The organism is Erwinia sp. PPS120, from assembly GCF_047918655.1.
Classification (GTDB): domain Bacteria; phylum Pseudomonadota; class Gammaproteobacteria; order Enterobacterales; family Enterobacteriaceae; genus Erwinia; species Erwinia tasmaniensis_A.
This window is the reverse complement of record NZ_JBLREF010000034.1, coordinates 101,454-127,149: the sequence shown is the minus strand read 5'-3', so window position 1 is coordinate 127,149 and position 25,696 is coordinate 101,454. Positions and strand designations below refer to the sequence as shown.

Sequence of the window (25,696 nt, the reverse complement as noted above, 5' to 3'; positions counted from 1 at the left end):
CGTTTATTCCGATAAGCATAGCAGTTCAGATGCTCCCCGGATGGGGAGCATCGTGCGGTTTACTGTGCCAGCCAGCGGCTGATTTGCTGCTCAATGCCCTCGGCATCCAGCTGATAATCATGACGGATCTCGTCCTGGGTTCCCTGGGGAATAAACTCATCGGGAAGACCCAGCGTCAGAACCGGCACCAGCAGTCGGCGTGCCATCAGGGTTTCGATCACCCCGCTGCCCGCCCCTCCCTTGATGGCGCCCTCTTCAAGGGTAATCAGCGCCTCATGGCTGGCGGCCAGCTCAGCAATAAGCGACTCATCCAGCGGCTTAACAAAGCGCATATCTACCAGCGTGGCATTCAGCTTATCGGCGACCGCCGCCGCCTCGGGCAACAGCGTGCCAAAATTAAGGATCGCCAGCTTTTCCCCTTCACGCTTCACAATGCCTTTACCCAGCGGCAGCGAGGCGAGCGGCTTAAGCTCGGCACCGGTGCCGGTTCCTCGCGGATAACGCACCGCGCTCGGCCCGTGGGAGTAGTGATAGCCGGTATAAAGCATCTGCCGACATTCGTTCTCATCGCTGGGCGTCATGATCACCATGTTGGGGATGCAGCGCATAAAGGCGATATCGAATGCGCCCTGATGAGTCTGCCCGTCCGCGCCGACAATGCCGCCACGGTCAATCGCGAATAGCACGGGCAGCTTCTGGATCGCCACGTCATGGATCAGCTGGTCATAGGCACGCTGCAGGAAAGTAGAGTAAATAGCGACAACCGGCTTATAGCCGCCGATAGCCAGGCCTGCAGCAAAGGTGACGGCGTGCTGTTCGGCGATAGCCACGTCGAAATACTGGGCAGGATAGTCGCGCGAGAAGCTTACCATGCCGGATCCTTCGCGCATGGCGGGCGTTACGGCCATAAGCTTAGCGTCATCGGCTGCCGTCTCGCTCAGCCACTGACCGAAAACTTTAGAGTAGGACGGCAAACCCTCTGCAACTTTTGGCAGCAGGCCGCTGGCAGGATCGAATTTCGGCACCGCATGCCAGGAGATCGGATCCTTTTCTGCCGGGGCGTAGCCTTTCCCCTTTTTGGTCATGATATGCAGAAACTGCGGGCCTTTCAGGCCGCGCATGTTTTTAAGCGTTTGTACCAGCGTCAGCACGTCATGCCCGTCAACCGGCCCAATATAGTTGAAACCCAGCTCCTCGAACAGGGTGCCGGGCACCACCATACCTTTCAGATGTTCCTCGGTACGCTTCACCAGCTCTTTGATGGGCGGCAGGCCATCCAGCACTTTCTTGCCGCCTTCACGCAGGCGCGAATAGGTCTTGCCGGAAAGGATTTGGGCCAGGCGGTTGTTGAGCGCACCCACGTTCTCCGAAATGGACATCTCATTGTCGTTAAGGACCACCAGCAGGTCGGATTTAATGTCCCCGGCGTGGTTCATCGCCTCAAACGCCATGCCTGCGGTAATCGCTCCATCGCCGATAATACAGGCGGTACGACGGCCTTTGCCTTCCTTCTCAGCGGCAACGGCCATCCCCAGCCCGGCGCTGATCGATGTGGACGAGTGACCCACGTTAAGCACGTCATACTCACTTTCGTCACGCCACGGGAAGGGGTGCAGGCCATTTTTCTGGCGGATAGTTCCGATGCGATCGCGGCGTCCGGTCAGAATTTTGTGCGGATAGGCCTGATGACCGACGTCCCAGACGAGGTGATCGAAAGGGGTGTTATAGACGTAATGCAATGCAACGGTTAATTCCACCACGCCCAGCCCGGAGGCAAAATGACCGCTGGAACGACTGACGCTGCTGAGTAAGTACTGACGCAGCTCGTCACAGAGTTTTGGCAGGCTCTCTTTAGGCAGAGAACGTAATTCTTGTACCGAGCTGGCCAGCGCCAGCGTCGGGTATTTTGCAGTATCAAAACTCATCAGAGACTCATTGTAGAGGTTATTTGTCGCGTTCAATTATGTAACTTGCCAGCGCCTTGAGTGAGGTGGTATTACAGGATTGCGCGGCCAGGACCTCCAGTGCGCTAAGAGATTCCTGATAGAGATCCTGCGCTTTCTGCCGCGCCCCGTCCAGTCCCATCAGCGCAGGGTAGGTACTTTTGCCCAGGTCCTGATCGGCCCCCTGACGTTTCCCAATGATGGCCGTATCACCGACTACATCCAGAATATCGTCCTGCACCTGGAATGCCAGGCCAATGGCGCTGGCGTAGCGGTCAAGCGCTGGCAGCACCTGGCGGCCGCGCTCACCGGCCGCCAGTGCGCCGAGACGTACGGCTGAGCGGATAAGTGCGCCCGTCTTATGGCGGTGTATTTGCTCCAGCGCCGCGAGATCTGTTTGCTGACCTTCAGCCGCTAAATCCAGCGCCTGGCCGCCGCACATACCGGCTACGCCGCTGGCGTGGGCAAGTTCTGAAATCATGGCAATCCTGTTCGCGTCTGAGACGCCCGGCATTGGCGTATCGGCAAGTATAGTAAAGGCCAGCGTTTGCAGGGCATCGCCCGCTAAAATAGCGGTGTCTTCACCAAATTTAATATGGCAGGTTGGCTGCCCACGGCGCAGGCTGTCGTCATCCATAGCGGGTAAGTCGTCGTGGATAAGCGAATAGGCGTGAATGCACTCAATCGCCGCGGCAGGCGCGTCCAGCGCCTCACCGCTGGCCAGCAGCATTTCACCCGTTGCATACACCAGGAAAGGACGTATGCGCTTGCCGCCTAATAATGCACCATATTCCATGGCATTCACCAGAGGAGAACTCTGAAAGGGCAGCGGCGAAATAAAGCGCTGTAGCGCCTGATTAACGCGTGCGTGGTGCGCCGTCAGAAGAGCAGCGAAATCCATCAGTCATTTTCCGGTGTGAAAGGCGTTAATTCGGCGTCTTTATCATCACTGAGCAGGATCTGCACGCGCTGTTCGGCCTGTTGCAGTGTTTGCTGCCCCGCGCGCGCCAGCTGGACGCCGCGCTCGAATTCGGTCAGCGCCTCTTCCAGTGGAAGCTCACCGCTTTCAAGGCGTGAGACAATGTGTTCAAGCTGCGTAAGCGAGGTTTCAAAGCTGGCTGGCTGTTCGGCTTTTTTTGGCATAATGGCTTTCGCCCCGGTCGTTTTGTTGACGTGGAAGTCGCTCATGTTAGCCGACTGGAAATGATTAGCAAAATAATGATCCTGTTAACGGATGAAGAAGCGGTCGGTCAACGGATGTGGTAGACTGCCGTCCTGGATGTAAAGGGCGCAAGCTGCTTTGCAATACGATGATTTTATCAGCTAAGTGCGTACGCTTTCTGCACTTAATTGCCCAACGAACCCATGCCGCCATGAAGTTTATCATTAAGCTGTTCCCCGAAATTACCATCAAAAGTCAGTCTGTTCGCCTGCGATTTATTAAAATTTTGACCACGAACATCCGTAACGTGCTGAAACAGAGCGATGAGACGCTTGCCGTCGTTCGCCACTGGGACCATATCGAGGTTCGCTCAAAGGATGAGAGCAGGCGCGCCGTCATTATTGATGAGCTGACCCGTATCCCCGGTATCCATCACGTGTTGTCGGTTGAAGATCGCCCCTGGACTGATATGCACCATATTTTCGAGCAAACCCTCGAGCTGAACCGTGAGCGCGTGGAGGGTAAGACCTTTGCCGTACGCGTTAAGCGTCGTGGTAAGCATGATTTCAGCTCCCAGGACGTTGAGCGCTACGTGGGGGGAGGTTTGAATCAGCACGTTGCTTCCGCGCAGGTGAAGCTTAACCATCCGCAGGTAACGGTCAATCTGGAGATCGAAGACGATCGTCTGATGCTGATTACCGCCCGGCATGAAGGCATCGGTGGCTTCCCGATTGGTACGCAGGAAGATGTGCTGTCGCTGATCTCCGGAGGATTCGATTCCGGCGTGTCCAGCTATATGCTGATGCGTCGCGGATGCCGGGTGCATTACTGCTTCTTTAATCTTGGCGGCGCGGCGCATGAAATCGGTGTCCGTCAGGTGGCGCACTATTTGTGGAACCGCTATGGTCGCTCGCATAAGGTGCGCTTTGTCGCCATCAACTTTGAGCCAGTAGTCGGAGAAATTCTGGAAAAAGTTGAGGATGGGCAGATGGGCGTGGTGCTTAAGCGCATGATGGTTCGTGCGGCCTCTAAGATAGCGGAGCGCTATGACGTTCAGGCGCTGGTCACGGGTGAAGCGCTGGGCCAGGTGTCCAGTCAAACCCTGACTAATCTGCGGCTGATTGATAATGCTTCAGACACGCTGATCCTGCGTCCGCTGATTTCCCATGATAAGGAACACATAATCAATCTGGCCCGCGAAATTGGTACCGAGGATTTTGCCCGGACCATGCCGGAGTATTGTGGCGTCATCTCCAAAAGCCCGACGGTAAAGGCGGTTAAAGCAAAAATTGAAGCCGAAGAACAAAATTTTGACTTCACACTTCTCGACAGGGTGGTGGCTGAAGCAACCAACGTTGATATCAGGCAAATTGCGGAAGAGACCCAGCAGGAAGTGGTAGATGTTGAAACCGTGATCTCATTTAGCAACAACGATGTGGTGCTGGATATCCGGTCTCCCGACGAGCAGGACAGCCATCCCCTTATGCTGGACGGCGCGGAGGTTAAATGCCTGCCGTTTTATAAACTCAGCACGCAGTTTGGCGATCTCGACCAGAGCAAAACCTGGCTACTTTACTGCGACCGCGGCGTGATGAGCCGCCTGCAGGCGCTCTATCTGCATGAGCAAGGGTTTACCAATGTGAAGGTTTACAGACCTTAGCCCCAAAGTGAGGACGACTGCATCACGCAGCCGTCCTGCGTTCGCTTCCTGCTTGTCCCTTTGAGGCAGTACAAAACAGTTCAGGGCCAGCGATCGTGCGGGTACCCTCAATGGCCACGAACCCCTCCTGAGCCGGAAACCAGACTGCTCCTCAATGGCTATACGACATTGTTCTCGCCGTATTAAGGCGTCTGTTCTACTATTTTGTCCCAGATTCTTTCACAGGCTGCGCCTCGTATAGCTGACTGGTCAGCATAGTTTGCCAACGCTCTATTGCGCTCGACAGATTCTTCGAGCAGCTGGGCAAGCAAAAGGGAGGAGCGGGCTTCTGTCTGGCATTTTCCGGCAGCGGGGGCATTCTGGCGGGCGTGACCGGCGATAAGCTGCTGACGTAGTTTACTGATGGTGTGCTGCAACTGCTCAACAGAAGACTTAGCATTAGCGGTCTCAGCATGCGCCTGTTCAAGCTGTTTGCTGGCATTTTCGTTTACCTGTCCGATGATAGTTTGACGGGCAAATTCTTTACTGCGCTCTGCCCCCTCTTGTTGTGCCCTGGCCCGCAACTCTGCCAGATCTCTCTCGTGCCATTTACCCGTCCACTCCCTCTCTGAGGCATGAAAACCTGAGTAATAAATTCCCGCGCCAACGCCAAGGAATAATAAAATAACAGCTACAGGTTTCCAGTAATTAATGGCCAGGCTGATTGCTTTCATTATTGCCATTTTAAATCCTCTGACTTAGCAATGCCGTTATTCACTATTGCCGGAAGCGTGCGTCACTCCAGTGATGAAGCTTTGCTGGCATGAAGGCACTTTTATTATAACGATTTGTTGTCGGGGTGAGGTTGTCTGGAGTAATTATTTTTTAATGTAAAAAACACATTGTGTAATTTTTGAAAATAATGCGTGTTTTTTATTAGGGCATTGACTAAAGAATAATAATCACTGGCCTTTTATTATGTCTTTTTTTTGGCTGTGCTATGGCCCTGGTTTTTACAGGCTGGTATGCGGTCAACTGTCATCATGCTCGCATAAGCTCACATACATTTAATGCTCTGATTTTAAGTGATTACTTCACCATTCACTGGAACTGGTAATAACTTTCCGCCACATAATGCGATTAAGAAGTGAACATGTTTTTTTAAAAATTGATTTTTAAAAAATAGAAATTGATTGGTAAAAAAGCTGAAAGTTACTTAATTTTTCCTTATTTTTAACTGAAGAAGTAAATGATTTTTTCTCTGAATTTATGATGGGTTTTTATTTAATCTGTAAATACCAAAGAATAAAAATTATCAGTGCCATGGCTAACGAATTTTTTTTTTTGCATTTGATCTTATTATCTTTACCTTTTTGGACACGTGAAGAATGTTTTAGTTTAGAATAAATGGCTCTAACGAACAGGATTTTATCTGAATGGCATTTCTCCCTGAATAAAAGGACAGGCACATGTTTATAAGTAAATCTATGCAGGTTTTTATTACATTATACAGGCAGAAAAATCTTAAGCAGGCGGCCGACCAGCTCTGCCTGACCGTGCCGCCCGTCTCGCGAATGTTAAAAAACACCGAGGAGTGGCTTGGGGTTAAGTTATTTATCATCGAACGTAATAAAGCCATCCCTACGCCTGCGGCAGAAGCGCTTTATAAAAAACTGATGCCACACTATTCGCTGCTTAATGAGATACTGAATGATAACAAAAATCATCAGTTTACCATTTCATCATCACTGACACATTCCTCCTTCTTCAGTTATGTCATGCAGCCCTTTATAAAAAAACTGTCCACTATGCCCAGGGTGAAATTTTCCAGTCGTATCTATCAGGAGGATGATGTTTATGTTTCTTTCTGCCAGATGCAGAGTTCAGAGGATTTTTTACTGCATCACTTCATTCTTCCCTGCGTCGTCTGCTGTACGCCTTCCGTACGGGAAGGGTGGAAGCAGCTGGATTTAGTCGTGGATCATAGTTTGCTGGATACCGACGAGTTTCAGAACGTCGTTCTTGTTCTGCGCAATGAGGGTTTTGAAGGTAAAATAAAACAGATTGATAATGCGGATCTTCAGCTCCTGCAGTTCAAAAAGGGTGAGTGCATTATGCTGAATGTAAATGCCACGAATCCTGATGCAGAAACCATCCTGCCGTTTAACTTTTCACTCTCGCTTTATATTTATATTAATCAGGCCAGAAAAATGCCCAGCTCTGAACTTATGCTGGATTACGTATCCCATGAGATCGTGGGGCTTTAAGGCATATCAATAGCCATTTCTTAATGAAACCACCGAGTGATAAAAATGAAAAGAGAAGATTAAGCACCGCGAAGAGGGTTGTTACTCTTGCGTTTTATCAATCGCAGCTCAGCGGTTGATGTCATCTGGGGTGATTCAGGTTAGCAGTGCCTCAGGGTGAGGCTGTTATTTTTAAGACGATGATTACGCCTTTTTCACCCTGTCTGTTTCCCGGCCAGCTAATCCTGGCCTTACTCTGACAGCTTGACCTCGCCTGAAAGCTTAGGCTTCCGAGTCGCGGTAGTCGTAAATGCCAGCGGCCAGCACCAGTTGTCCAGCCACCTCCTGTGCCTTATCCTTACCGACCAGCAGGTCAATAAGTTTCAGCGCAAAATCTATCGTGGTACCCGGCCCCTGGCTGGTCAGTAAATTCACTCGCGGGTCCCAGACAACGCGTTTATCCACCCATTTCTCCTCAGGGATAGTCGCCTTCCGACCCGGCGAGCCGGTCATATTACCCACCGGAAACAGATTGTGGGGAATAAGTACGGTGCCAGGCGCCGCGCAAATGGCGGCGACAATGCGCCCGGAAAGATGAAACTGACGAACGGTCTCGATAAGCAGGGGACTGTCGCGAAACGCTTCAGCGCCGCGCAAGCCGCCCGGCAGAACGACAGCGGCAAAATCGTTGTCAGCAACCGCTATTAAAGGGGCATCGGCCAGTAGCCGCACCCCGCGGGAGCAGACAATTTCTTTGCTCCCCTCGTCCGTGACGCTGGCGGTGGTGACGCTAATACCGCCGCGTACCAGTAAATCAATGGTGGTAACAGCTTCAGTTTCCTCACTGCCAGGTGCCAGGCAGACCAGTACCGATACGTTCGCGGTCATAATTTTGCTCCTTTCGTTTTACTACTTCATAAAGTCGGCTGTTTTGTGGCGTAGACAGGCCCTGTGCGCGGGCGCGACGGATAATGTAACCGGTAATGTATTCAATCTCAGTACGACGTTCGGCCCGGATATCCTGTAGCATGGAACAGGTATTTGCCGCCGTGCTGTGAATCACATCCATCACTACGGCGAGCAGCGATGCTTTCGAGGTGTGCTGGCCTTCACGCTCCATGACCATGGCTATTTCATCGCAGAGGACGGTAATTTCGTCGCCATAGTTTGCCAGCTCACCGTTGGTACAGTCGTACAGCACCGCCAGCGGGTTGATCACGCAGTTGATCGCCAGCTTTTGCCAGGCGGCAGAGGCCACGTTATTGTGCCAGGCCACGTCGGGCAGGGCATGATGTAGCATCTCGGCAAGGCCGCTAAACTCTGCCGTTTCGGGAGACGTGGGGCCAATATGCGTCACCCCAGACGCCACGTGAATCACCCTGCTGCCGTCGCGTTTGGCTGCATGAGTCGTTACTCCCCGCAGGATCGGTTGTTGTAGCGCACTGAGCTCTTCCAGCGTGCCCATGCCATTGTGCAGCAGCAGGATTGGGCACGATCCCCGTAGCGCAGGCTGTAAATTTTTAACCGCTTCTGAAACCTGCCAGGCTTTAAGTGTAACCAGCAGCAGACTGCTTTCTGACAGAAACGCGGCGTCATTAGCAAGGTAGCGTTTACCGATCGTCTGCCCTGCAAGCGTAACAACGTCAACAGAACAGTAAGACTGCGGTACGCGTAGCCATCCCTGCACCTCATGTCCCTGCTGGTCGAGGGCGGCAAGCCAAATCTGCCCTAACGCGCCGCACCCCAATACGGTTATTTTCATTAATCCTCCCCGCCTGCGGATGGTATTCAGTGATGCTGGGTTGTGGTAGTCAGTCAGCTAAGCCAAAAATTCCCACCAGGCACACTGCGTGTAACTCCCCCGTGTATAGCTTTCGACAGCGGTGGTTTTTTTACCGTGGCGAAGTGGGTATTATGCACGTCACTTTAGATTCAGGAGAATACATCATGCCATCTTTCGATATCGTTTCAGAAATTGACATGCAGGAAGTCCGAAATGCCGTTGAGAATGCTAACCGTGAGATCTCAACGCGCTTTGATTTCCGTAATGTCACGGCCAGCTACGAGCTTAACGAGAAAAACGAGTCCATTAAGGTGCTGAGCGAATCTGACTTTCAGGTTAAACAGCTGGTGGATATTCTGCGCGAGAAATTATTAAAGCGCGGTATTGAAGGGGCCGCGCTGGAGGTGCCGGAAGAAATTGAGCACAGCGGCAAAAGCTGGACCGTAGAGGCCAAAATGAAGCAGGGCATCCCGACAGACGTGGCGAAGAAGATTGTTAAGCTGATTAAAGACAGCAAGATAAAGGTGCAGTCGCAGATTCAGGGAGAAGAAGTGCGGGTAAACGGCAAATCTCGCGACGATCTGCAAAGCGCTATGGCGCTGGTTCGTGGCGGTAGTTTAGGCCAGCCCTTCCAGTTTAAAAATTTCCGCGACTAATCCTTCGTGGGCTCGTATGCGGAGAATCGCTCCGCATACGCTATTTCTTTTACATCAGCAATCCCTTCAGGCAGAGGCGACCAGGGCTTCAAGCTCCACGCGGCTGGTCACTTTGCTGTCAATTTTTACGTAGGCGCTTTTCTCTTCCGGAACAATAAACACCGCCGCGACGCCGGGCTGGGCCTTTAAGCGCCTTTCCAGCTTTGCGCTGTCCTGATGATGATCGCCCAGCATAATGCGCAGGCTACTGACATAAGGTGGCTCTTTCATCGTACAGCTGACTAACAGCCAGACTGCGGCCACCATCGCGCCGACAAGAAATACCGTCTGGGCATCAAAATGGCCAAACAGCCAGCCACCCAGGCTACCACCGATGGCTACGCCGATAAACTGGCTGGTTGAATACAGCCCCATCGCCGTGCCTTTATAGCCAGGAGGGGACTCTTTGCTGACCAGCGAGGGGAGGATAGCTTCCATCAGATTGAATCCGATAAAGAACAGCTGTACGCCTACCACCAGCGTCCAGAAGTGCGCGCCTGCGCCCCACAGCACAATTTCGGCAATCAGCATCAGCGCGACACAGCAGATAAACACCCGCTTCATACGGCGCTTTACTTCGGCATAAATAATAAAAGGGATCACGCTACAAAAGGCGATGAGCATCGTCACCAGATAGACTTTCCAGTGCTGTTCAGCCGGAAATCCTGCCGCTTCAAACTCGCCCGGCAGCGCGACAAAGCTCGACATCAGTAGAATATGCAGACATAAAATACCAAAGTTAAGCTTGAGCAGCCGACTATTGGATAACACATCACGAAAGCTCCCCTTAACCATCCCCGACTCACGGTTGAGAATATGCACCGGGGTGGAAGGGACCACCAGCAGGGTGATGATAATGCCGCCGGTGGCAAGCAGGGCGATCATCCAGAACAGCGCATGCAGGCCCAGCTCGTGCGTGATAATCGGTCCCAGCACCATGGCAATGGCGAAGGTAACACCGAAGCTGATGCCAATAAATGCCATCGCTTTGGTTCGGTTCTGCTCACGGGTGAGGTCGGAAAGTAGCGCCATAACAGCTGCTGCGATAGCCCCGGAACCCTGTAGCGCGCGCCCTAAAATAACGCCCCAAATGGAGGTGGTGCAGGCGGCAATCACGCTACCGAGGACAAATATTAGTAATCCACCGACGATTAACGGTTTGCGGCCGATGCGATCGGACAGCAGTCCGAAGGGGATTTGAAAAATGGCCTGAGCCAGACCGTAGATACCGATAGCGAGTCCAATCAGTGCCTCGCTTGCTCCCTGGAGTGCCATCCCGTACGTGGTCAGAACGGGTAACACCATAAACATTCCCAGCATTCGCAGGGAAAATACCGTGCCTAAACCCCATGTCGCACGCAGCTCGACTGGCGTCATTTTATTATCGTTCATTACTACCTCAGTTTATCTGGTCGACATATTTTAGGCGGCAGGGCAGGGCGGGTAAAACGATACTTCATGCGAAGTCGTAACAAAAAGAAAGGGCGCGCGATACCCTGGGTAGTCAGCGCTGTAGCAGATACAGCGCCAGTTACTTCAGGTATCGTCACGCCCCTGACGATCGGAGTAGTGTTACCAGACGTAAGTCAGCAGATCCTTTGAAGCCGGCGTCATGAAGTCGACTGACATCATCACGCTGAGTGCCGTTATTGCGACGATGGAGAAGACAAACAGCTTGCGAGCCCAGACGCGATCGTTCTGCGTCTTGTAGCCTGAAAGCGCCATCCCCAACCACCACACGCTGACGGCAGCAGCCACAATCAGATATTTGTAGCCGGCATAACCCACCAGCGTCAGCATTAGCGTAGCAACCATAAAGGCGATGATGTACACCGTAATATGATTTTTCGCTACTGAAATGCCTTTTACCACCGGCAAAACCGGGATATTCGCTGCCTGGTAATCTTTAAAGCGGAAGATGGCAATCGCATAGGAGTGCGGCATCTGCCACAGGCTAAAGATAGCCAGAAGGATCAGCGCACCTGCATCAAAATGGCTGGTTACCGCGCAGTAGCCAATGACCGGCGGCGCGGCGCCAGAGAGACTGCCAATTAAGGTGCCATAGACGGATTTGCGCTTCATATACAGGCTGTAAACGCCGACATAAACCACAAAGCCCATCACCGCCAGCCACATGGCCAGCGGGTTTGCTCCGAAATATAGCAACGCGAATCCAGCAATACCCAGAACGGTTGCATAAACCAGAGAGACTGTCGGAGAAATGAGGCCTTTCACCAGCACTCGATTTCTGGTTCTCTCCATTTTTACGTCGATGTCACGGTCGATAAAGTTGTTGTAAACACAACCCGATGCGACCACCAGCGAGACGCCGACTAAGGTGGAGAGAAACAGGGCATAGTCGATGCTGCCTTTAGAGGCCAGCAGGAATCCCCCGATCACAGAAATTAAATTTCCGAAAATAATTCCTGGTTTCGTTACTTGCAGGTATTGCTTAATCATCACAGGCAGCTCTTTAGTGGACCATCATGTTGTAATTGAGGTTCCACATAATCCATATAGAGCCCACTACAACAATTAGAATAATGACGGCGGAAAAGATAATCGCCACCAGATTCCAACGTTGATCGGTAGAGGTACTGAGGTGCAGGAAGTAATAGAGATGCACCAGCACCTGAATGACTGCGGTGACAATCACAACGGCGAGAATAGTGGTTTTAGCCGCGCCGCCGTGCATCACCATCCAAAAAGGAATGGCAGTCAGGATGATCGACAGAACAAAGCCGATCATGTAGGTCTTCACGCTACCGTGGGAGGTACCATGATCGGTTAATGTCTTGCTCATTACATGGCCCCCAGCAGATAAACGATGGTGAATACACAAATCCAGACCACGTCAAGGAAGTGCCAGAACATGCTCAGGCACATCACACGGGTATGGTTAGTGGATGTCAGGCCCTTAGTGGCAACCTGATACATCAGCACCAGCATCCAGATCAAACCAGACGTCACGTGCAGACCGTGCGTCCCTACCAGCGTAAAGAATGCTGACAGGAAGCCACTGCGCTGCGGACCGAAGCCTTCGGTGATCAGATGATGGAACTCATAGATTTCCATTGAGATAAAGCCCGCACCCAGCAGAAAAGTCAGCGCCAGCCAACCTAAAACGGTGGCTTTGGTGCCTTTTTCCATGCTGATAACGGCAAACCCGTAGGTAATGGAGCTGAACAGCAGCAGTGCTGTTTCGCCCAGTACGAAGGGTAACTCAAAGATATCTTTCCCTGCCGGGCCACCAGCCGTGCTGTTGACCATAACTGCATAGGTCGCAAACAGCGTTGCGAAGATAATGCAGTCACTCATCAGGTAGATCCAGAAGCCAAAGAGTTTATTGGCTCCTGCATCGTGATGCCCATGCTCCGCATGGGCGTCGTGGTGTTTAGTCAGAGTTTCAGTCGACATTTTTCAGACCTGCTTTGCTAATTTCGTCAAAGTGCTGATTCTCGATTTTTTCGATCTCGGCAACGGGAACGTAGTAATCCACGTCTTCGTCAAAGCTTTTGATGATCCAGGTTAAGATCATACCGAGGAACGATAAACCTACCAGCCACCAGATGTGCCAGATAGCGGAGAAACCAAACACCAGGCTGAATGCACCGATTACCACGCCAGCGCCGCTGTTTTTCGGCATGTGGATTTCAGTGTAGTGAGCAGGCTGTTTATACGCTTCACCTTTTTCCTTCATTTCCCAGAACGCATCACGCTCATGGATAACAGGCACTTCGGCAAAGTTATAGAACGGTGGTGGTGAGGACGTTGACCATTCCAGCGTACGCGCGCCCCATGGATCGCCAGTCAGGTCACGGTTCTGTTCACGGTCACGAACCGATACCCAGAACTGAGTTACCTGGCAGATCACGCCACAGGCAATCAGGGCAGCACCGAAGGCAGCAACGACCAGCAGCGGATGGAAGCGTGGGTCGATGTCCTGAGACAGACGACGCGTCATACCCATGAAGCCCAGTGCGTACAGCGGCATAAAGGCAACGAAGAAACCGATGATCCAGAACCAGAATGCGCGGATACCCCATTTTTCGTTCAGGGTAAAGCCGAAGGCTTTCGGGAACCAGTAGGTCACACCTGCGAAGCAACCAAATACCACACCACCGATAATCACGTTATGGAAGTGAGCAATCAGGAACAGGCTGTTGTGCAGTACGAAGTCTGCGCCCGGCACCGCCAGCAGAACACCGGTCATACCGCCTACGGAGAAGGTGACCAGGAAGCCAACGGTCCACAACATAGCAGAGTGCATCTGAATGCGGCCCTGATACATGGTGAATAGCCAGTTAAAGATTTTAACACCGGTTGGAATGGCGATAATCATCGTCATAATACCGAAGAAGGCGTTAACGTTCGCACCGGCACCCATGGTGAAGAAGTGGTGCAGCCACACGACAAAAGAGAGAACGGTGATAACAATCGTCGCCCAAACCAGTGAGGTGTAACCAAACAGACGCTTTTTAGAGAAGGTTGCAACCACTTCGGAGAACACACCGAAGACCGGCAGAACCAGGATGTACACTTCCGGATGGCCCCAAACCCAAATCAGGTTGACGTACATCATCATGTTGCCGCCCATTTCATTAGTAAAGAAATGGAAGCCCAGGTAGCGATCCAGCGTCAGCAGCGCCAGCGTCACGGTAAGAACCGGGAAGGAGACGATGATCAGAACGTTAGTACAAAGCGACGCCCAGGTGAAAACCGGCATCTTGAACATGGTCATGCCAGGGGCACGCATTTTCAGGATAGTAACGAAGAAGTTAATCCCGGTTAATGTCGTACCAATCCCCGACAGCTGCAGACTCCATATCCAGTAGTCAACGCCGACCCCCGGACTGTATTCTGCGCCAGAGAGCGGCGGATAAGCCAGCCAGCCGGTCTGAGCAAATTCGCCCACACCCAGTGACAGGTTAACCAGCACCACGCCCACAGCCGTAAACCAGAAGCTCAGGTTGTTCAGGAAAGGGAAGGCCACGTCGCGTGCACCAATCTGAAGCGGAACAGCAATGTTCATCAGACCAATAACAAACGGCATCGCTACGAAGAAGATCATGATCACGCCGTGGGCGGTGAAGATCTGGTCGTAGTGATGAGGTGGCAGGAATCCGGCTTCACCTGCCGAGGCCAGCACCTGCTGGCTACGCATCATCACCGCATCGGCAAAGCCGCGCAGCAGCATAACGAATGCCACGATGATGTACATGATACCGAGTTTTTTATGGTCAACAGAGGTTAACCATTCGGACCACAGGTATTGCCACTTACCGAAGTAAGTGATTGCACCTGCAACGGCCAGACCACCAAGAATGATGGCGGCCACCGTAATCACGATAATCGGCTCGTGATACGGTACTGCATCAAGGGTTAATTTTCCCAACATCGTATTATTCCTCGGCTCCCGCGTGTGAGGCTTCGCTCATGTCCATACCTTCGTGTTCAGGCATGTCCATTTTCCCGTGGTTCATCTTGAATTTGCCAATAACCTGCTTGAACAATTCAGGATTCGCCGTCGAGAAGAACTCAACCGGATGATTTTCGCTTGGCGCAGCCAGTTTGTCGAAATCGTCCATCGTCATCAGGGTGTTTGGCGACTGTTTGGCTTTCGCTACCCACTGGTCAAATGTTGCATTGTCAGGGGTGGCGATCGCTTTGAACTTCATACCAGAGAAGCCGCGACCACTGAAGTTAGAGGAGATACCGTCAAACGTGCCGGGTTCATTCGCAATCAGATGTAATTTAGTCTGCATGCCCGCCATAGCGTAAATCTGGCTACCGAGGGTAGGAATGAAGAAGGAGTTCATAACGGAGTTAGATGTAATCTTAAAGCTCACAGGGGTGTTTGCCGGGAAGGCAATCTGGTTAACTGTTGCAATACCCTGTTCCGGGTAAATAAACAGCCATTTCCAGTCCAATGCAACCACATCGATCTCCACAGGCTTCACGTCAGAAACCAGCGGCTTACTTGGGTCCAGCGCATGGGTGGATTTCCATGTCAGCACGCCAAGGAAGACGATAATCAAAATGGGAATAGTCCAGACCACGGCTTCCACTTTGTTAGAGTGTGACCAGTTAGGGCTGTATTTTGCATTGGTATTGGATGCCCGATATTTCCAGGCGAACACCACGGCCATTAAGACTGCAGGGATAACGACGATCATCATCAAGCCGAAAGCTGTCAGAATCAGCGAACGCTGGTCCATTGCAATCTGTCCTTTGGGATTTAACAATGCACTATCACAGCCACTTAACAATAAAGTGCCTGCAAACAGTGACAAAATCCCCAAACTTTTATTGTATTTCCTGAGTCTCATTTAACGACCTCAATGACAAGGGCTCTATTGTCGTTTAAGTGTGGCGGCATTTTACGGGAAGGTTTCAGTACTGTAAACCAGCAACATGTTGTGTCAGCGCCGTGTTGACACCATTTGCAAAGACTGTCACATATGTTGCCAAGGGTGACAAAATATTAAGGATAGCAGGGGTTTGCCGCTAATATAACAAAAATAGGTGGAAAATTTGTAAGGAGAAAGCCCATTGCTATAAATGGCGAGTTTATGTCTCAAGTATTTAACATTTCGGTATCATTTTGTTGATATTGTCCGGGCAATAATAATTACGCACCGTTTTTTAATATCGGACAATAAAGGCGCTTATCGATGAGAATATTTTATGAAACTTATTAAAGCGTGCGCAAATCGTTGCAGCCGGGGGGATAAAAAAAGGAGGCTTCTGGCGAAGCCTACAGGATATAACGGCATCACAAATTTCGGCAATTTTAACATTTTTCACCGCAAATCGCAGCGGTGATTTTTTGGCCAGTTTTTAGCACTGTGGATAGCTTTTACGCATAGCGATAAAGTCCAGCAGACTTCCGACAACGATGCCCAGCAGCGCGAAAGCCAGCCCGGTGTTAAACAGCGCACTGATAAGCGTCCCCGCATCAGCGAGGCCCGTCGATCTTAACGCCAGCAGCAGCAGCCAGACGGCCAGCATCGCTGATCCAACTATCAAACCTCTTAGCGCCCAGCGGTAACCGTCTCTGAACCGTACGCGAGGCAAAAACGTCTGACCGTTCTGCGCATGCTCCAGCGTTTTACGGCAGCCCGCCAGCAGCAGCAGCCCTGGCAAGCCGGCAACGACCGAAAAAGCGTAAAAGGCAGGCCATCCCCAGGCTTCAACAAACCAACCCGCAACCGGGCCGACGTACACCCGACCCACGGCAGACAGTGCGGAAAGCAGGGCAAACTGGGTAGCCGAAAAAGATTTATTGCACAGCGTCATCAGCAGCGCCACAAATGCAGCAGTGCCCATTCCCCCGCAGATGTTCTCAACAAAGACGGCGGCGGCCATGCTATAGAGGTGTTTATCGGTTACCGACAGCGCCCAGTAGGCGAGATTGGAAACGGCCTGAAGGATACCAAACAGCATCAGAGCACGGAAAAGGCTCAGACGCTGCATCAGAATGCCGCCATAGAGTGCGCCAATAATGGTGGCGAGCAAACCGAGCGTTTTATTGACCAGCCCAACGTCGCCTGCGTCGAACCCAACGCCGCGAATAAGGAAAATAGTGGTCAGGCTGGCGGCAAAGGCATCGCCAAGCTTATAAAGCACGATCAGCGAGAGGATAAGCCAGGCGTTGTTCCGGTTAAAAAAGTCGCGCAGCGGGGCCACTACCGCTTCCTCAAGCGTATGCGGCCTGGCAATGATATCCGTTGGCTCTTTTGCTAACAGCGTGGCGATAACGCCCGGGATCATCATCGCCGCCATCAGCCACCAGATTGCCTGCCATCCCAGAAATCTGTCTGCCAGCCATAGGGCCAGCCCGCCCGAAACCAACATTGCCAGCCGGTAACCCAGCACGCTAATGGCCGCGCCGCTGCCGCGCTCCGCGGGAGGCAGCACGTCCGTTTTCCACGCATCAAATACGATATCCTGGGACGCGGAGCAAAAAGCCACCACCACCGCCAGGGCGGCAAGCAGGGTGAGGTCGCGCGACGGCTGCATAAATCCCATTAGCGCAATGCCCAGGATCAACAGCAGCTGCGTGAGCAGCAGCCAGCCGCGACGGCGGCCTAAAAAAGAGGGGGTATAGCGGTCCATCAGCGGGGACCAGAGGAATTTAAAAACGTAAGCCTGTCCCACCAGCGAAAAGAAACCGATGGTTTTGATATCGACGTTCTCAACGGCCATCCAGGCCTGAAGCGTACCGGAGGTGAGCGCCAGCGGCAGGCCGGATGAAAAGCCCAGTAGCAGAAGAAGCGCCGCGTTACGCTGAGTGAAAATTTGCAGATATTGGCTGGACATACGAACCTTAAAACGACGCCCGCCGGTAACCGACGGGCTGAGGCAAATTAATGAGCGTTCTGCTTGATAAACTCGTGGATGCTGGTGTCCTGAGCCATATCGCTAATAACATCGCTTAGCGTTGCATTGACCGCTTTTGTAATTTTGTCATTGGTGGCGTTGAATGCGCCTTCAACGCTGTAGGTCTGGCGATAATTTTTCACCTGTTTGCTGCCATTTTTCGCGGTGGCGATAATAGAGATATCCGCTTTAGTGGTAATGCTGTAGCGCACGCTACCCTGCGTGACATCGGCATAAAGGTTGTTAACAACAATTTGCAGGTCAACCGCACCGTTTGGACCAATCATATAGCCGCGGGCGCCCATCTGTTTTTCCAGCACTTCCTGCAGCAGGAATCGCAGGTCGCGGGACGGTGTCAGCGTGACCAGCTGGCCATCGCGGTTAACCTTTGCCAGCGCCTGATCGGTCCGCTGGTCTGCACCATTTATGCTGAGGGTGATGCCGGTCAGGCTGGGATCCTGCTGCGGCAGTTGAATTTTTGGAGAAACGTCAAGCGTCGTACTGGTCGTCGCACAGCCAGCCAGAATCAGCACGGCCATGAGAGGTAAAATTAATTTTTTTAACATGCTTATTATCTCGTTAACGTGGGGGGTGTAGTGCCGACAAAAGTGCGCTCATCATAACATCGCCTGTGGCAAGAGGAAGTGCTGATAGCGCGTAAATTCATCGTGTTGCAGTTTTGTCGTCCTGACAGTCACTCTTATTTTTCCGCTTACCGATTATGACCTTTTTAGTTGCCCGCGGTTGCAGTCCCCCAGCAGAAAATGCAAAGTAGCCCCGGCAGGCGCCGTGATAATTTATTTCCCCTTATCGGCATGGAAAAAAACCAGCTAATATTTAAACAGATGGGGCGAACAGGCGGTCGAGGAGCGTGGTTATGATCCGTGAACAGATAGAAGCAAAATTAAGAGCGGCGTTTACACCCGTACATCTGGACGTTCATGACGAAAGCTATCGTCATAACGTGCCTGCCGGTGCAGAAAGCCACTTTAAAGTTGTGATCGTCAGCGACAGCTTTGTCAGTCAGCGCTTCCTGGCGCGTCATCGTGCCATCTACAGCGAGCTGGCTGATGAGCTGGCGGGTAGCGTTCATGCCCTGGCGCTACACACCTACACGATTAAAGAGTGGGAAGGGTTACAGGATGCCGTTCCGTCCTCCCCCAATTGTCGGGGGGCGGGTACGCTGGCCTGATTGTAACCTGTTTTATTTGAGCGGCCTGCGGGCCGCTTTATTGTTTATGGCGTAAAACAGTGAACCGGACGACGCTTTTGGCTAATTACTGGCAAAAAGGGCATAAGTTAAGGGGTTGGCAACGCGGTGTAGCCTCGACTCGCTTTAATGTTGCCGCTATAATGCTGCGTCTATTTTTCCTGAATGTCTTCGGGACGCTTCTGGCGAAAGGGAATGCGGTTCTGCCATCAGAGGCCGTCCCGGTTCTTAGAGCTCTCCTCGTTTCTTGCGGAGCGGGGTAGGCTGAAGTTGACCGAGCACGTGATTTTTTGAGGTAACAAGATGCAAGTTTCAGTAGAAACAACTCAGGGCCTGGGCCGTCGCGTAACGATTACCGTAGATAAAGATGTGATCGAGAATGCGGTAAAAAGCGAACTGCTGAGCGTCGCTAAAAAAGTACGCATTGACGGTTTCCGCAAAGGGAAAGTGCCAATGACTGTGGTTGCACAGCGTTACGGTGCTTCCGTTCGCCAGGACGTTCTGGGCGATCTGATGCAGCGTAACTTTGTTGACGCCATCATCAAAGAGAAGATCAATCCGGCCGGCGCACCTGACTACGTGCCGGGCGAGTATAAAATGGGCGAAGACTTCACGTTCACCGTAGAGTTTGAAGTCTATCCGGAAGTTGAGCTGAAAGGACTGGACGCAATCGAAGTTGAAAAACCGGTTGTTGAAGTCACTGACGCAGACGTTGATACCATGCTGGATACCCTGCGCAAGCAGCAGGCAACATGGAAAGAGACTGACCGCGCTGCTGAAGCTAACGACCGCGCCACGATCGACTTTAGCGGCTCCGTTGACGGTGAAGAGTTTGAAGGCGGCAAAGCCTCTGACTTCGTTCTGGCCATGGGTCAGGGCCGGATGATCCCAGGCTTTGAAGAGGGCGTTGTAGGCCACAAAGCGGGTGAAACCTTCACTATCGACGTAAACTTCCCGGAAGATTACCACGCTGAAACCCTGAAAGGGAAAGCCGCGAAGTTTGAAATCGTGTTGAAGAAAGTGGAAGAGAGCGAACTGCCAGAATTCACTGAAGAATTCATCAAACGCTTTGGCGTGGAAGATGGCAGCGTAGACGGCCTGCGTGCTGAAGTGCGTAAAAACATGGAGCGTGAGCTGAAAGGCGCAGTGCGTAACCGTGTGAAAAATCAGGCTATTGATGGCCTGGTGAGCGCTAACGACATCGATGTACCGGCTGCACTGGTCGACGGTGAAATTGATGTGCTTAAGCGTCAGGCTGCACAGCGTTTTGGCGGTGATGAGAAGCAAGCGCTTGAACTGCCTCGCGAACTGTTTGAAGAGCAGGCAAAACGTCGCGTTGTCGTCGGACTGCTGCTGGGTGAAGTCATCCGTACTCATGAGCTGAAAGCAGACGAAGACCGCGTTAAAGCCCTGATTGAAGAGATGGCTTCTGCCTACGAAGATCCCTCCGAAGTCGTTGAGTTCTACAGCAAAAACAACGAGCTGATGAACAACATGCGTAACGTTGCACTGGAAGAGCAGGCGGTGGAAGCCGTGCTGGAAAAAGCCAAAGTGACCGAGAAAGCCACTAACTTCCAGGAACTGATGAACCAGACCCAACCGGCCTGATTGATCTGATTCTGCAGAGTTATCAAAGCCCGCGGTCACTGTGACCGCGGGCTTTTTGCTTTTTTATCCCCCGGGCCGATGTGCCTTAATGGGTTTATTCAGCCGTTGAAGCGGTAAATTATCGACTAAGCTATTTTTCCAGGTTAGCAGTTGATAAAAACGTTGTTATGCTTGAATCAGCGGGGCATGATCCCCAAATAGAAAGTTATAGCAATATTTGCGCGTGGCAGGGTGAGTCCCGAAGGATAGCGGGAGAAGGGTTGGAGACGTAGTGTTCCGAACCACTCTCAAGTAGAATTGGTACAAAGTATTGCCAAATGAAATTTATCAGGAGACGGTAATGTCCTACAGTGGCGAACGTGAACAAACGGCACCTCATATGGCTTTGGTGCCGATGGTGGTCGAACAAACCTCTCGCGGAGAGCGTTCTTACGACATTTTTTCTCGTCTGCTCAAGGAACGTATTATCTTCCTGACGGGGCAGGTTGAGGACCATATGGCGAACCTGATCGTCGCACAAATGCTTTTCCTGGAGGCTGAAAATCCGGAAAAAGACATTCATCTTTATATCAACTCTCCAGGTGGCGTGATTACCGCAGGGATGTCCATTTACGACACAATGAAATTCATCAAGCCTGACGTCAGTACTATCTGTATGGGGCAGGCATGCTCGATGGGGGCTTTCCTGCTTACCGCGGGTGCGAAAGGCAAACGTTACTGTCTGCCTAATTCACGGGTAATGATCCACCAGCCTCTGGGCGGTTACCAGGGACAGGCGTCGGACATTGAGATACACGCGCGTGAAATTCTTAAGGTGAAGCAGCGTATGAATGAGCTGATGGCCGAACATACGGGTAAAACTCTTGAAGAAATAGAGAGAGACACCGAGCGCGATCGTTTCCTCTCCGCGAGTGAAGCTGTAGAGTATGGCCTTGTTGATTCCATCCTGACGCATCGTACTTAAGCTCAGCGCCCGCGTCGTCTATAGTTAGAGAAGGGTATGAGTGATATATCAGGGCGCCGCCGGGCGGCGCCTTTACCGCAACAGAGTGCGGGCGAAGATAATAGAAGAGGTAACTGATGACAGATAAGCGCAAAGACGGTTCAGGAAAGCTGCTGTACTGCTCTTTCTGTGGCAAAAGCCAGCATGAAGTGCGTAAGCTGATTGCCGGCCCGTCAGTGTATGTCTGCGATGAGTGTGTCGATTTATGCAACGACATCATCCGCGAAGAGATTAAAGAAGTATCACCGCATCGCGAGCGCAGCGCGCTCCCCACACCACATGAAATTCGCCATCACCTTGACGATTACGTTATCGGTCAGGAACGGGCGAAAAAAGTGTTGGCCGTCGCGGTCTACAACCACTATAAGCGCCTGCGAAATGGCGACACCAGCAACGGTGTCGAGCTGGGCAAAAGTAACATCCTTTTGATTGGTCCAACGGGTAGCGGTAAAACGCTGCTGGCGGAAACGCTTGCTCGTCTGCTGGACGTTCCCTTCACTATGGCGGATGCCACCACGCTAACCGAAGCGGGTTATGTGGGTGAAGACGTTGAGAACATCATTCAGAAGCTACTGCAAAAATGTGACTACGACGTGCAGAAAGCGCAGCGCGGGATCGTTTACATCGATGAAATTGATAAAATTTCCCGCAAATCGGATAACCCTTCCATCACGCGCGATGTGTCGGGTGAAGGCGTGCAGCAGGCGCTGCTTAAGCTGATTGAAGGCACCGTTGCGGCCGTCCCGCCTCAGGGGGGACGTAAGCATCCTCAGCAGGAATTCTTGCAGGTTGATACCTCTAAAATCCTGTTTATCTGCGGCGGTGCATTTGCCGGCCTGGATAAGGTCATTTCCCAGCGTGTTGAAACCGGGTCAGGTATTGGTTTTGGCGCAACGGTGAAAGGCAAGGCGCAGAAGGCGACCGAAGGGGAGCTGCTGGCGCAGGTTGAACCCGAAGATTTGATCAAATTTGGTCTGATCCCGGAGTTCATCGGTCGTCTGCCCGTGGTGGCAACGCTGAATGAGCTGAGTGAAGAGGCGCTGATTCAGATCCTGCGTGAACCGAAAAACGCGCTGACTAAACAGTATCAGGCGTTGTTCAATCTGGAAGGCGTAGAGCTGGAATTCCGGGATGAAGCGCTGACGGCCATCGCCAAAAAAGCGATGTCGCGCAAAACGGGCGCACGTGGTCTGCGTTCCATTGTTGAGGGCGCGTTACTCAACACGATGTACGACCTGCCTTCACTGGATGATGTGGAAAAAGTCGTGGTGGATGATTCGGTAATTGAAAATCAAACTGACCCGATGCTCATCTATGTTAAACCCGAAGCTCAGCAGGCTTCCGGTGAATAAATAACCGCATCTTTCCAGCGAGTTACTTCAAAAAAGGGGGAATTATTCCCCCTTTTGCTTTTCTCTTGCACATATCATTGAATGTCCCGTATTCATCCCCATATACTCAACTACCTGTGGGTAAAACTGCACTTTAATGGTCTGTTGCGGTTCCCATCACCCTGGCGGAAATTAAACTAAGAGAGAGCTCTATGAATCCTGAGCGTTCTGAACGCATTGAAATCCCTGTGTTGCCGTTGCGTGACGTAGTGGTTTATCCGCACATGGTAATTCCGTTGTTTGTTGGTCGTGAGAAATCGATCCGCTGCCTTGAAGCCGCTATGGATCATGATAAAAAAATCATGCTGGTCGCTCAGAAAGAAGCTTCAACGGATGAACCTGACATTAACGATCTCTTCTCAGTAGGGACCGTCGCCTCTATTCTGCAAATGCTGAAGCTGCCTGACGGCACCGTTAAAGTGCTGGTTGAAGGGCTGCAGCGTGCGCACATTACGACGCTGGGCGATAACGGCGATCATTTTACGGCCCAGGCTGAATATCTTGCTTCACCCGAGATTGATGAGCGTGAACAGGAAGTGCTGGTGCGTACAGCGATCAGCCAGTTTGAAGGCTATATCAAGCTGAATAAGAAAATCCCACCGGAAGTTCTGACCTCGTTAAACAGCATTGAAGATGCTGCGCGCCTGGCAGACACGGTGGCAGCGCATATGCCACTTAAGCTTGCGGATAAGCAGTCCGTGCTGGAAATGTCCGACGTGAATGAACGTCTGGAATATCTGATGGCGATGATGGAGTCGGAAATCGACCTGCTGCAGGTTGAAAAACGGATTCGTAATCGCGTCAAAAAACAGATGGAGAAGAGCCAGCGCGAGTACTATCTGAACGAGCAGATGAAGGCTATTCAGAAAGAACTGGGCGAAATGGATGATGCGCCAGATGAAAATGAAGCGCTGAAGCGTAAAATCGACGCGGCTAAAATGCCGAAAGAAGCGCGCGAAAAAACCGAAGCCGAGCTGCAAAAACTGAAAATGATGTCCCCGATGTCGGCTGAGGCGACCGTGGTACGCGGCTATATCGACTGGATGGTCCAGGTTCCGTGGAACGCCCGTAGTAAGGTGAAAAAAGACCTGCTTAAAGCTCAGGAAACCCTGGATACCGACCACTTCGGTCTGGAGCGCGTCAAAGATCGCATTCTTGAGTATTTGGCGGTACAGAGCCGCGTCAGCAAAATCAAAGGCCCGATTCTGTGCCTGGTTGGACCGCCAGGGGTGGGTAAAACCTCACTGGGCCAGTCCATTGCTAAAGCCACCGGACGCAAATACGTGCGTATGGCGCTGGGCGGCGTGCGCGATGAGGCAGAAATCCGCGGTCATCGCCGGACCTATATTGGTTCCATGCCCGGTAAGCTGATTCAAAAAATGGCCAAGGTTGGGGTGAAAAACCCGCTGTTCCTGCTGGATGAGATCGACAAAATGTCTTCAGACATGCGTGGCGATCCTGCATCTGCCCTGCTGGAAGTGCTCGATCCGGAACAGAACATTGCCTTTAACGATCACTATCTCGAAGTGGACTACGATCTGTCAGATGTGATGTTCGTGGCCACGTCCAACTCGATGAATATCCCGGCACCGCTGCTGGATCGTATGGAAGTGATTCGTCTTTCCGGCTATACCGAAGACGAAAAGCTCAATATCGCTAAACAGCATTTGCTGTCAAAGCAAATTGAGCGTAACGCGCTGAAAAGCAGCGAAATCACCGTTGATGATAGCGCAATTGTCAGCATTATCCGCTACTACACTCGCGAAGCTGGCGTGCGTAGCCTTGAGCGTGAACTGTCTAAACTGTGCCGCAAGGCGGTGAAGACGCTGCTGATGGACAAAGCCGTCAGGCATATCGAAATCAACGCGGATAACCTGAAGGATTTCCTTGGGGTGCAGCGCTTCGATTACGGCCGCGCCGACAGTGAAAATCGCGTCGGTCAGGTGACCGGTCTGGCATGGACGGAAGTGGGCGGCGATCTGTTGACCATCGAAACGGCCTGCGTGCCCGGTAAAGGTAAGCTGAGCTACACCGGTTCGCTGGGCGAGGTGATGCAGGAGTCGATTCAGGCTGCGCTGACCGTGGTGCGCGCGCGTGCCGAAAAGCTGGGTATCAACGGGGACTTCTACGAAAAACGTGATATTCACGTTCACGTACCCGAAGGTGCCACGCCGAAGGATGGTCCAAGCGCGGGTATCGCGATGTGTACCGCACTGGTGTCCTGCCTGACGGGTAATCCGGTTCGGGCGGACGTTGCGATGACAGGGGAAATTACCCTACGCGGTCAGGTTCTGCCGATAGGCGGTCTGAAGGAAAAACTGCTGGCTGCTCATCGCGGTGGTATTAAAACGGTCCTGATCCCTGACGAAAATAAGCGCGATCTGGAAGAGATCCCTGATAACGTTATCGCCGATCTCGACATTCATCCGGTTAAGCGTATTGAAGAAGTCTTAACGCTGGCGCTTGTCAATGCACCCTACGGCATGCAGGTAGCCACGGCTAAATGATGATTTAGGACAAAAACAGGACGAAACGAGGGCTGGCAGGCAAATTGGGCTTGCCAGCTTTTTTTTGTGCCGTTAATTTAGGTAGCTGTCTGACTCGGGCTGGCAAAATCCACTGGATGACTGCGCC

General features: G+C 52.0%; 22 protein-coding genes. 8 read left to right on the top strand and 14 right to left on the bottom strand.

Annotation, left to right across the window (positions count from 1 at the left end):
- Nucleotides 1-59: 59 nt before the first annotated feature.
- From dxs to xseB, 3 genes are read right to left on the bottom strand one after another with little or no spacing between them, the layout of a single operon-like run.
- Nucleotides 60-1,925, bottom strand: a complete 1,866-nt coding sequence (dxs, locus tag ACLRGG_RS16455; protein ID WP_416250784.1) for a 1-deoxy-D-xylulose-5-phosphate synthase — start codon at nt 1,923-1,925, stop codon at nt 60-62.
- 19 nt (nt 1,926-1,944) lie between these two features.
- A complete protein-coding gene (gene ispA / locus ACLRGG_RS16450; RefSeq protein WP_416250783.1) occupies nt 1,945-2,844 on the bottom strand; it encodes a (2E,6E)-farnesyl diphosphate synthase in 900 nt (299 codons plus the stop codon).
- A complete protein-coding gene (gene xseB, locus ACLRGG_RS16445; protein ID WP_067705568.1) occupies nt 2,844-3,086 on the bottom strand; it encodes an exodeoxyribonuclease VII small subunit in 243 nt (80 codons plus the stop codon). Before xseB ends, ispA begins: the two co-directional genes overlap by 1 nt.
- Nucleotides 3,087-3,316: 230 nt before the next feature.
- Between xseB and thiI the strand changes: the two genes are divergently transcribed.
- Nucleotides 3,317-4,765 (top strand): tRNA uracil 4-sulfurtransferase ThiI, encoded by a 1,449-nt coding sequence (gene thiI, locus ACLRGG_RS16440; RefSeq protein ID WP_416250782.1) that lies wholly within the window; start codon nt 3,317-3,319, stop codon nt 4,763-4,765.
- 182 nt (nt 4,766-4,947) lie between these two features.
- Here the strand turns inward: thiI and ACLRGG_RS16435 are convergent, their stop codons facing one another.
- The gene (locus tag ACLRGG_RS16435; protein WP_416250781.1) at nt 4,948-5,487 is read right to left on the bottom strand and encodes a DUF2514 family protein; all 540 of its coding nucleotides are present in this window, start codon (nt 5,485-5,487) and stop codon (nt 4,948-4,950) included.
- Between the two features lie 726 nt (nt 5,488-6,213).
- On the opposite strand from ACLRGG_RS16435, the gene ACLRGG_RS16430 reads away from it, so the two are divergent.
- Nucleotides 6,214-7,011: a LysR family transcriptional regulator gene (locus ACLRGG_RS16430; RefSeq protein WP_416250780.1), complete on the top strand. Its 798-nt coding sequence runs from the start codon at nt 6,214-6,216 to the stop codon at nt 7,009-7,011.
- A 261-nt stretch (nt 7,012-7,272) separates the two neighbouring features.
- Here the strand turns inward: ACLRGG_RS16430 and yajL are convergent, their stop codons facing one another.
- Entirely contained in the window at nt 7,273-7,878 is a 606-nt protein-coding gene (yajL, locus tag ACLRGG_RS16425) for a protein deglycase YajL (RefSeq protein WP_416250779.1), read from the bottom strand.
- Nucleotides 7,832-8,752: a 2-dehydropantoate 2-reductase gene (gene panE, locus ACLRGG_RS16420; protein ID WP_416250778.1), complete on the bottom strand. Its 921-nt coding sequence runs from the start codon at nt 8,750-8,752 to the stop codon at nt 7,832-7,834. The genes yajL and panE overlap by 47 nt, the downstream gene beginning before the upstream one ends.
- Before the next feature lie 185 nt (nt 8,753-8,937).
- On the opposite strand from panE, the gene ACLRGG_RS16415 reads away from it, so the two are divergent.
- Nucleotides 8,938-9,429 (top strand): YajQ family cyclic di-GMP-binding protein, encoded by a 492-nt coding sequence (locus ACLRGG_RS16415; RefSeq protein ID WP_416250777.1) that lies wholly within the window; start codon nt 8,938-8,940, stop codon nt 9,427-9,429.
- Between the two features lie 66 nt (nt 9,430-9,495).
- Here the strand turns inward: ACLRGG_RS16415 and ACLRGG_RS16410 are convergent, their stop codons facing one another.
- The 8 genes from ACLRGG_RS16410 to ACLRGG_RS16375 form a co-directional block, all read right to left on the bottom strand.
- Complete coding sequence (locus ACLRGG_RS16410; RefSeq protein WP_416250776.1) at nt 9,496-10,860, bottom strand: MFS transporter; 1,365 nt, start codon at nt 10,858-10,860, stop codon at nt 9,496-9,498.
- A gap of 180 nt (nt 10,861-11,040) precedes the next feature.
- A complete protein-coding gene (gene cyoE / locus ACLRGG_RS16405) occupies nt 11,041-11,928 on the bottom strand; it encodes a heme o synthase (protein ID WP_416250919.1) in 888 nt (295 codons plus the stop codon).
- A 13-nt stretch (nt 11,929-11,941) separates the two neighbouring features.
- Nucleotides 11,942-12,271 (bottom strand): cytochrome o ubiquinol oxidase subunit IV, encoded by a 330-nt coding sequence (locus ACLRGG_RS16400; protein WP_416250775.1) that lies wholly within the window; start codon nt 12,269-12,271, stop codon nt 11,942-11,944.
- Nucleotides 12,271-12,885, bottom strand: coding sequence for a cytochrome o ubiquinol oxidase subunit III (locus ACLRGG_RS16395; protein ID WP_067705245.1), 615 nt, complete (start codon nt 12,883-12,885; stop codon nt 12,271-12,273). Before ACLRGG_RS16395 ends, ACLRGG_RS16400 begins: the two co-directional genes overlap by 1 nt.
- Entirely contained in the window at nt 12,875-14,866 is a 1,992-nt protein-coding gene (gene cyoB / locus ACLRGG_RS16390) for a cytochrome o ubiquinol oxidase subunit I (protein ID WP_416250774.1), read from the bottom strand. The genes ACLRGG_RS16395 and cyoB overlap by 11 nt, the downstream gene beginning before the upstream one ends.
- 4 nt (nt 14,867-14,870) lie before the next feature.
- Nucleotides 14,871-15,797 (bottom strand): cytochrome o ubiquinol oxidase subunit II, encoded by a 927-nt coding sequence (gene cyoA / locus ACLRGG_RS16385; RefSeq protein ID WP_416250773.1) that lies wholly within the window; start codon nt 15,795-15,797, stop codon nt 14,871-14,873.
- A gap of 511 nt (nt 15,798-16,308) precedes the next feature.
- The gene (gene ampG, locus ACLRGG_RS16380; RefSeq protein WP_416250772.1) at nt 16,309-17,790 is read right to left on the bottom strand and encodes a muropeptide MFS transporter AmpG; all 1,482 of its coding nucleotides are present in this window, start codon (nt 17,788-17,790) and stop codon (nt 16,309-16,311) included.
- A gap of 47 nt (nt 17,791-17,837) precedes the next feature.
- Nucleotides 17,838-18,416: a lipoprotein gene (locus tag ACLRGG_RS16375; RefSeq protein ID WP_416250771.1), complete on the bottom strand. Its 579-nt coding sequence runs from the start codon at nt 18,414-18,416 to the stop codon at nt 17,838-17,840.
- Nucleotides 18,417-18,727: 311 nt separating this feature from the next.
- On the opposite strand from ACLRGG_RS16375, the gene bolA reads away from it, so the two are divergent.
- The 5 genes from bolA to lon all read left to right on the top strand — a co-directional run bounded on the left by bolA (nt 18,728) and on the right by lon (nt 25,569).
- Nucleotides 18,728-19,042 carry a transcriptional regulator BolA gene (gene bolA, locus ACLRGG_RS16370; protein WP_416250770.1) on the top strand — a complete coding sequence of 105 codons (315 nt, stop codon included), beginning with the start codon at nt 18,728-18,730 and terminating at the stop codon, nt 19,040-19,042.
- 321 nt (nt 19,043-19,363) lie between these two features.
- On the top strand, nt 19,364-20,668 hold the full coding sequence (tig, locus tag ACLRGG_RS16365) for a trigger factor (protein ID WP_416250769.1): 1,305 nt from the start codon (nt 19,364-19,366) through the stop codon (nt 20,666-20,668).
- Nucleotides 20,669-21,008: 340 nt separating this feature from the next.
- On the top strand, nt 21,009-21,632 hold the full coding sequence (clpP, locus tag ACLRGG_RS16360) for an ATP-dependent Clp endopeptidase proteolytic subunit ClpP (protein ID WP_067705260.1): 624 nt from the start codon (nt 21,009-21,011) through the stop codon (nt 21,630-21,632).
- Nucleotides 21,633-21,748: 116 nt separating this feature from the next.
- Nucleotides 21,749-23,023 (top strand): ATP-dependent protease ATP-binding subunit ClpX, encoded by a 1,275-nt coding sequence (gene clpX / locus ACLRGG_RS16355; RefSeq protein WP_416250768.1) that lies wholly within the window; start codon nt 21,749-21,751, stop codon nt 23,021-23,023.
- Nucleotides 23,024-23,214: 191 nt separating this feature from the next.
- Complete coding sequence (gene lon / locus ACLRGG_RS16350) at nt 23,215-25,569, top strand: endopeptidase La (protein WP_416250767.1); 2,355 nt, start codon at nt 23,215-23,217, stop codon at nt 25,567-25,569.
- Nucleotides 25,570-25,696: the final 127 nt, after the last annotated feature.